The sequence below is a fragment of the Alkalihalobacterium chitinilyticum genome (genome assembly GCF_029028005.1).
In the GTDB taxonomy this organism is placed as follows: Bacteria; Bacillota; Bacilli; order Bacillales; family Bacillaceae_F; genus Alkalihalobacterium; species Alkalihalobacterium chitinilyticum.
In genome coordinates this window covers 22,085-29,164 of the sequence record NZ_JAOTPO010000031.1, presented here as the reverse complement: position 1 = coordinate 29,164, position 7,080 = coordinate 22,085, and the positions used below count along the sequence as shown (strand labels likewise).

Below are 7,080 nucleotides of genomic sequence, written 5' to 3'. Positions count from 1 at the left end.
GCCTCGAGCTTCCTTCAGATTCCACGTCACCATGGACACCCTTGCTTTTGGCTATGTACTTACCGCTACAAGGTCGTACTCGGGACTTTCACCCGTTAGAGTTCGCCCATGCTGGGCGAACAAAAAAAACGATCCAAGTATCTTGGATCGTTTTTGGCTTTTTAATTTGTATATTACTATTTTTTCTAATCTTTCTACATCTGTTGATTTTCAGCTGGTTCGCATCTTGCAATAAAAGGTGAAGCAAACAGAGTTATCGCGAGCAGAATTACACCGACTACAGTTGTTTGAAGTCCTGATAACCCAATGGCTGTGGATAATAATAATAAGAAGAATACAATCGGAAATGTAACTAACATAGCAATAATTAATTTTGAAATCTGTTGCACTAAGTGGACTTTGCCACAATTACTGCAAGTTATTGGGCTAAATCCTTTTAATAATGATTTTGTAATTTCTTTTCTCGTAATTTCGTGCCCACAACTTTCACATTTTTGTTGAGCCATTATTAAGCCTCCTTACATAAGCTATTCTCTATGAAATACGTATAATAACTACTTATATCTTACCATTAAAAGCAAAACTTTATAAGTAAATAGAAGCAAACATGTGTTAAACCAGTTTCATTCGTCAAGCAAGTGACTTTGCTCTTTTCATATTGTACTATATTTTACTCTTTTATATAGTGACAATATAAGTAAAACTACAAGAAACACTAATATCACTACACGATGGACTTACTTACAAACAAAAAAATAAAACCACTTGCCTAACGACCAAATAATAGGTCAATTACAAGTGGTTAGTATCCTACCGTTATAAATCTAATTGATTATAAGATCACTTCTTTTACTTTCCTTTACCGTAGCTAACTTGAAGACCCGAGCGCGCATCCATTTGTATACCGTATTGGGGAATTGGATAGCGAAGACCAGTTTGATGGAGTCCCTTTAAACCTTCTAAAGCTTTCACAAGATCAGCTGGTGGTAGTGCCATCAATAGCTCATCATCTAAAACTCCCCCATACCTTCGCTCTGCATAACAAGGAATAGATAAGCTTGGCTTTCGTGTAGCAAGAGCACGCCCCCATGAATCTGCACAAGAAGATTCCCCAACGACACTCCAATCAAACTTCTCGTAATCTTTCCACTGTAAACCATTGATAAAAAGGATCATCTGCCCAGGTGTAGCATATATCATGCATATATCAGGAGGTGTTAACCGTCCTACTGCTAAGGGTGAAACAGCCATTGCCTCATACCGTCCATGCGGAACGACATCCATCTCTTGTTGATGACGTGAAGAAGCTAACTCGTTTTCAAACCAAACTCCCGCCATATCTTTACCAGAGAGCCATTGTTCATTACGAGGGTGCAACCCAAGTACAACTTGACACTGTGGTCCAACGAGGTCTTCTGCAGTAATACCGACCGTCCAACCTAGACGTGCTGCTTGAGCAACGATTTGATCTGCAGTATGAATATCTCTTGGACGACGAATTTTGGGTATAACCTCCATCTCTTCTTTATTCTCAAATAGTTTCATCCCAATAGGAGTGGTTTTTAATCGCAAATATTGATATAATTCATCCACTATATACTTCCAATCATAATCTTCTTGAATATTATCCATTTATACCCCTCTTCTTTATCCTTCACTCAATAAATTATTTGTTAACAACATAGTTTACAGATCCTTATTTTTACTGCTATCTGTTGACTTTAACTCTCTTAGTCACCCTTCTAGATCACCTAAAAAAGCAGAACCATTTACGTGTAATTAAAATACAGGCAAATGGTTCCTATTTTATCATCCGCTCTACTGATATGATAACGCTTACATTTTATTGCTTAGTTCGTAATTTGATAATGGTTAGTATATTGTCTTCGTAATACATGTTTTTGAATTTTACCCGTTGCAGTCAGTGGTAATTGTTCTAAAATCACCACTGATTTAGGAACCTGAAATCCTCCTAGGTGTTCCTTACAATAGTTAATAATGTCTTCTTCTGTTGCCTGACTGCCTGGATTTAACACAACAAATGCAGTAACCGCTTCTGACCATCGTTCATGTGGTAAACCAACAGCTACAGCATTAGCAACATCCTTATGCGTAAGAAGTACACCTTCGACTTTAATTGAAGCGACATTTTCTCCACCTGTTTTAATAATATCTTTTTTACGATCAACAAAGACTAGTTGACCATCTTCATCCCAATACCCTAAATCTCCAGTATGATGCCAGCCAAACGCTCTGCTTTTCGCTGTCTCTTCTTCATTTCTAAAGTAGCCGTTCATAACGTTAGGGCCACGATGAACAATTTCACCTACTTGACCTTTCTCCAAAATATTTCCATCATCATCCATAATAGCTGTATCGTTAATTAGATTAGATGTTCCCCAATAGGATCCGAAACGACGTAATTGTTCTTCTGGTCTAAATGTCATCGTTGCTGGATAAATTTCTGTTTGGCCAGTTCCTAAAGCAAATTCAGCTTTAAATTCGTGAATACACTTTTCTAATGTTTGACGGTCCATAGGTGCCATAGCGTAAGTACATCTTCTTAGAGAACTTAAGTCATATTTCGGTCGATTCGGATGATATAATAATGCTTTGTACATAATCGGTAGAGCAAACATATTTGTAATTTGGTGATCTTCAATGGTTTTCATTAATGCTTCTGGTTCAAAACCACTAATTACTACAGAGGTTGCTCCACGATGAAGAGCAGACACGGTAAACGTATGTTGCGCACAATGGAACAGTGGCATCATCGTCAAAGTCTTTTCGTCTTCTTGAAAGTTGCTTTCTATGATATTCCCTAAGCTTGCGATATATACAGCTAAATGACTTGTCATTACTCCTTTTGGATTACCTGTTGTCCCACTGGTAAACATAATTTGTGCAACATCTCGATCTTCAATTTCAACTTCTGGCTCAACTTCAGATTGGTCTTCAAGTGCAAGTAAGAATGTATTTGTATCTCCTAAACTCCCACGGACTGCAAGAATATTTTGGCAACTCTTTTTAAATGTTTCGATATCATTTTGAATTAAAGGTGCATCACCCATGATTAACTTAGCTTCGACTTGATCTAAGATATAAAGCTTCTCATTAATAGAAATACCAGGATTAATCGGAACCCAGATTAGACCCGCTTTAGCAATTCCATTGTAAATAACAACATATTCCCAGGAGTTCATGCAAATCGTTAAAATGGTATCCCCTTTGGTATAACCTGAACTTAATAAATAGTTAGCAAATTGATTCGATAACTGATCTAATTCTCGATACGTGATTCTCTTTCCTCCATCAATAATAGCTACCTTATCAGGAAATCTCGCAGCATTCCGGCGAAGAATATCGCCAATGGCTACACGGTTTACGATACTTTGCATTCAAATTCCTCCCTTTATTGAGCTTTTTTATTTATTAATGCTTTGGAAATTCCAACAATTGCTGGATCTCCATTTTGTTTAACAATCTGTTGTTTGGTAGTAACAACGCCAGTTCCATTGCCTTTATCTTGAAGGTCTAGCACTTCAAGTTCGACATGGATCGTGTCATTAATAAATACTGGTTGAATAAAACGCAGCTTATCTACACCATAATTGGCGACGATAATTTCAGGCTCCATTCTTGTAAGCCCTGTCCCAACTGATAAAACTAACATTCCGTGTGCGATGCGCTGTTTAAACAAAGTTGTTTTAGCATACTCAATATCTGTGTGAAGAGGATACCAATCACCGCTAAAAGCAGAGAACATCACAATATCTGTTTCCGTAATTGTTCTCGCTCGCGATTTCCACTTTTGACCTATTTCAAAATCTTCAAAAAATTTATCAAACAATTCACCCTTACCTCCCTTCTCCAAATCTACTTAAGCTTCTTTTCTTAAAACTGTTTTTAAGATTTTACCTGTTGCATTTCTAGGTAACGCATCAACAACTTCTATTTTCTTTGGCATTTTATATCTAGCAATTTTTCCGTCTAAAAATTGTTGAATGTCCTCTATTGTAAATGGACTACTCGCATCTTTTAGTGAGATAACTGCTTTGATAGACTCACCCCACTTTTCATCTGGGTAACCAATAATTGCAGCCTCTCTTATATTGGGGTGACGATAAAGAACTTGTTCTACTTCAATCGGATACACATTTTCGCCGCCTGTAATTATCATGTCTTTTTTACGGTCGACAATATAAATAAATCCTTCATCATCAAACTTTGCAAGATCTCCTGTATAAAACCAACCGTCTTTTATTGCTTCCTTCGTCGCTTCAGGTTTGTTCCAATAACCAACCATCACATTCGGTCCTCTCACGATCAGTTCACCAACTTCTCCAGGTGGAACATCACGGTCATTGGGGTCGACAATTCTAACATCCGTATGAACAGGTGCCTTTCCAACCGAGCCATTTTTACGGATAGAATTTTTAGCATCTAGTAAACTAACAAAAGGTGCAGTTTCCGTTAAACCGAAGCCCTCATAGAATGGAATGCCTCGAGCCTGAAAATATTCAATGATCGTAATTGGACAAGGAGCTCCTCCAGATACACAAAACCGTAGAGAGGAAATATCGTAATCATCGAATTTATCAACTGTTGTAAGAGCTTGCCACATCGCAGGAACGAAGAAGAGACCAGTAATTTTCTCTTCTTGAATTTTTTGCATAACACTCTTCGGGTCAAAATTATCATCTAAAATAACTGTTCCACCTTTGTAGAAGAGTGGTGTAGTAAAAACACTCATTCCACCGATATGAAATAATGGAGCTACAGTTAAGGTAATGTCTGTATTATGGGTAGGCATAAAATTAATGCAGTTAATTGCATTCCATTGAGTATTACCATGACTCAGCATCGCCCCTTTTGGACGCCCGGTTGTACCTGATGTATACATCATTAAATGTATATCATCTAAACTAATATCATAACCTGGTTCTTCAGTAGAAGAGCCTTCAATTAAATGCTCATATTCATAATCTTCTTCATGTGGATTGCTTCCTACATGAATATAATCTATTAACTTTGACTCTTTTTGCCTGAGTGCATCAACTACAGGTCTTAATCGCTCATCATAAATAAAATGATTCGCCCCCGAGTCGTTCACAATATATAAGACTTCATCTACACTCAAACGGAAATTGATCGGTACAAAAATGGCGCCAATTTTTGCACAAGCAAACATCGATTCTAACGCTTCATTTGTATTTAGTAATAAAGCATCGACTCGGTCGCCTTTTCTAACTCCTAAAGAAACAAAAGCATGTGCTAATTGATTTACTCGTTCATTCAACTCACTATAGGTAAACCGTTTATCTTTGAAAACGAGAGCGAGCTTATCTGGATCAAACTCGCTATATTTTTTTAGCCAATTTCCTATTCCTTTTGTCATTTTGATCAACTCCCTTTTATTTTAGGTTGTGTTTATAAATGTTGTTAGATCGGTCTCATCGCTTGGAATCCAAATTAGCTAGATGAACCCAACGTCAACAAATCTTTATTTATTTTAATAGGTACATAACCTATCTATTAACTAAGAATCGTAGAGTGCTTTCTTGCTGGTAATGGGAAATCTTTATTTTCAAATGTTTCATAACGACTGATAAGCTCTTTTCTAAGTTCACTAGGAACTATTAAATCATCAACGACTAGTTCCCCTGCAAGTTTGAACGTATCGTAACCAGCACGATATTCATCACGTAATTTTTTAACCAATTCTTCTCGTTCTTGTGGATCTTCAACAGCACGAATTTTATTGTAATATACAGCATTAATAGCTGCTTCAGGACCCATAATTGCAATTTCGGCCGAAGGAAGTGCAATTGTTGTATCTGGCTCATATGCAGGACCTGCCATCGCATAAATTCCTGCGCCGTAAGCTTTTCTGACTATGACACAAATTTTTGGAACATTGGCACATGAACTTGCAAAAATAAAGTTACGACCTTTACGCAAAATTCCTTCTTGTTCTACTTTTGTTCCAACCATAAATCCAGGTGTATCACATAAGTAGAGCAATGGAATGTTGTAAGCGTCACAAGTCCAGACAAATTTAGCACCCTTATCTGCAGACTCTGGGAAGATCGCCCCACCTTTTTGCATTGGTTGGTTCGCTACAATTCCAACAGTCTTTCCATTCAATCTCGCAAAGCCCGTTACTAACTCTTTAGCAAAGTTCGCTTTAATTTCTAAGAAACTATCACCATCTACAATTGACTCAATTAATTTGCGAACATCATATGCACGGTTAGGCTCTTGCGGAATGATATTATCGATTTCTTTCGAATCTCGAGTCGGCTCTACGGATGGAAATTCTGGTAACTTAGCTTCAAAGTTATCAGGTAAGTACGTTAGCAGTTTTTTAACAATCTGGGCTGCCTCTTCTTCGGACTTGGCAATAAAGTCTGCTGAACCACTCTTGGACGTATGCATTGTCGCACCACCGAGCTCCTCAACATCTACTTTTTGGCCCGTTGCCATTTGTACCATTCGTGGAGAGGCGATCGCCATTCCAGAAATTTTATCAACCATGACAACAAAATCAGAAAACACTGGCATATAAGCCGTTCCAGCAAAACATGGACCATAAAGAACAGCTATTTGTGGTACTCGACCTGAAAGTACACTATGGTTATAAAAGATCTTTCCGCCCGAATATTTTTCAACGTGATAACCACCAGCCTCATCTATACGGCCACCTGAGGAATCGATAAGATAAATTAGCGGACGCTTTCCTCGAATAGCAGACTCTTGGATTCTTAGAACTTTTTCACTATGATATTTCCCCATAGATCCTGCTTTAACTGTAAAGTCACTAGCAATAAAATAAGCAATCCGATCGTCAATTTTTCCCGTTCCAGCTACTACACCGTCGGCTGGTAGTCGTTCATTTAGATTATTCGCAAAAAGTCCTGTTTCATAGAATGGTTGCTCATCATCGAAGTAAAGCTTCAGACGATCGCGAACAAATAATTTACCAAGTTTCTTTATCTTTTCATGGTCAGGTCCACCTTTTTCAATTCGTTCTTTTTCTGCAAGTACTTTACGTTCACGTTCCACAGCAAACACCATCCT

6 protein-coding genes are annotated in these 7,080 nt (G+C 37.8%); all 6 read right to left on the bottom strand.

Going from position 1 to position 7,080, the window contains the following annotated elements; translation table 11 throughout:
• Window positions 1-194 precede the first annotated feature (194 nt).
• The gene (locus tag N7Z68_RS23625) at window positions 195-506 is read right to left on the bottom strand and encodes a TIGR04104 family putative zinc finger protein (protein ID WP_275120890.1); all 312 of its coding nucleotides are present in this window, start codon (window positions 504-506) and stop codon (window positions 195-197) included.
• A 343-nt stretch (window positions 507-849) separates the two neighbouring features.
• Window positions 850-1,632, bottom strand: coding sequence for a DUF169 domain-containing protein (locus N7Z68_RS23620; protein ID WP_275120889.1), 783 nt, complete (start codon window positions 1,630-1,632; stop codon window positions 850-852).
• 218 nt (window positions 1,633-1,850) lie between these two features.
• A complete protein-coding gene (locus N7Z68_RS23615; RefSeq protein ID WP_275120888.1) occupies window positions 1,851-3,398 on the bottom strand; it encodes an AMP-binding protein in 1,548 nt (515 codons plus the stop codon).
• Window positions 3,399-3,412: 14 nt separating this feature from the next.
• On the bottom strand, window positions 3,413-3,850 hold the full coding sequence (locus N7Z68_RS23610) for a MaoC/PaaZ C-terminal domain-containing protein (protein ID WP_275120887.1): 438 nt from the start codon (window positions 3,848-3,850) through the stop codon (window positions 3,413-3,415).
• 30 nt (window positions 3,851-3,880) lie between these two features.
• Complete coding sequence (locus N7Z68_RS23605; protein ID WP_275120886.1) at window positions 3,881-5,398, bottom strand: acyl-CoA synthetase; 1,518 nt, start codon at window positions 5,396-5,398, stop codon at window positions 3,881-3,883.
• 137 nt (window positions 5,399-5,535) lie between these two features.
• The gene (locus N7Z68_RS23600) at window positions 5,536-7,065 is read right to left on the bottom strand and encodes an acyl-CoA carboxylase subunit beta (RefSeq protein WP_275120885.1); all 1,530 of its coding nucleotides are present in this window, start codon (window positions 7,063-7,065) and stop codon (window positions 5,536-5,538) included.
• Window positions 7,066-7,080 lie beyond the last annotated feature (15 nt).

Bases quoted from the DNA above. Each gene is read 5' to 3' on its own strand.
- N7Z68_RS23625 (WP_275120890.1), bottom strand. From the start codon at position 506: ATGGCTCAACAAAAATGTGAAAGTTGTGGGCACGAAATTACGAGAAAA.
- N7Z68_RS23620 (WP_275120889.1), bottom strand. From the start codon at position 1,632: ATGGATAATATTCAAGAAGATTATGATTGGAAGTATATAGTGGATGAA.
- N7Z68_RS23615 (WP_275120888.1), bottom strand. From the start codon at position 3,398: ATGCAAAGTATCGTAAACCGTGTAGCCATTGGCGATATTCTTCGCCGG.
- N7Z68_RS23605 (WP_275120886.1), bottom strand. From the start codon at position 5,398: ATGACAAAAGGAATAGGAAATTGGCTAAAAAAATATAGCGAGTTTGAT.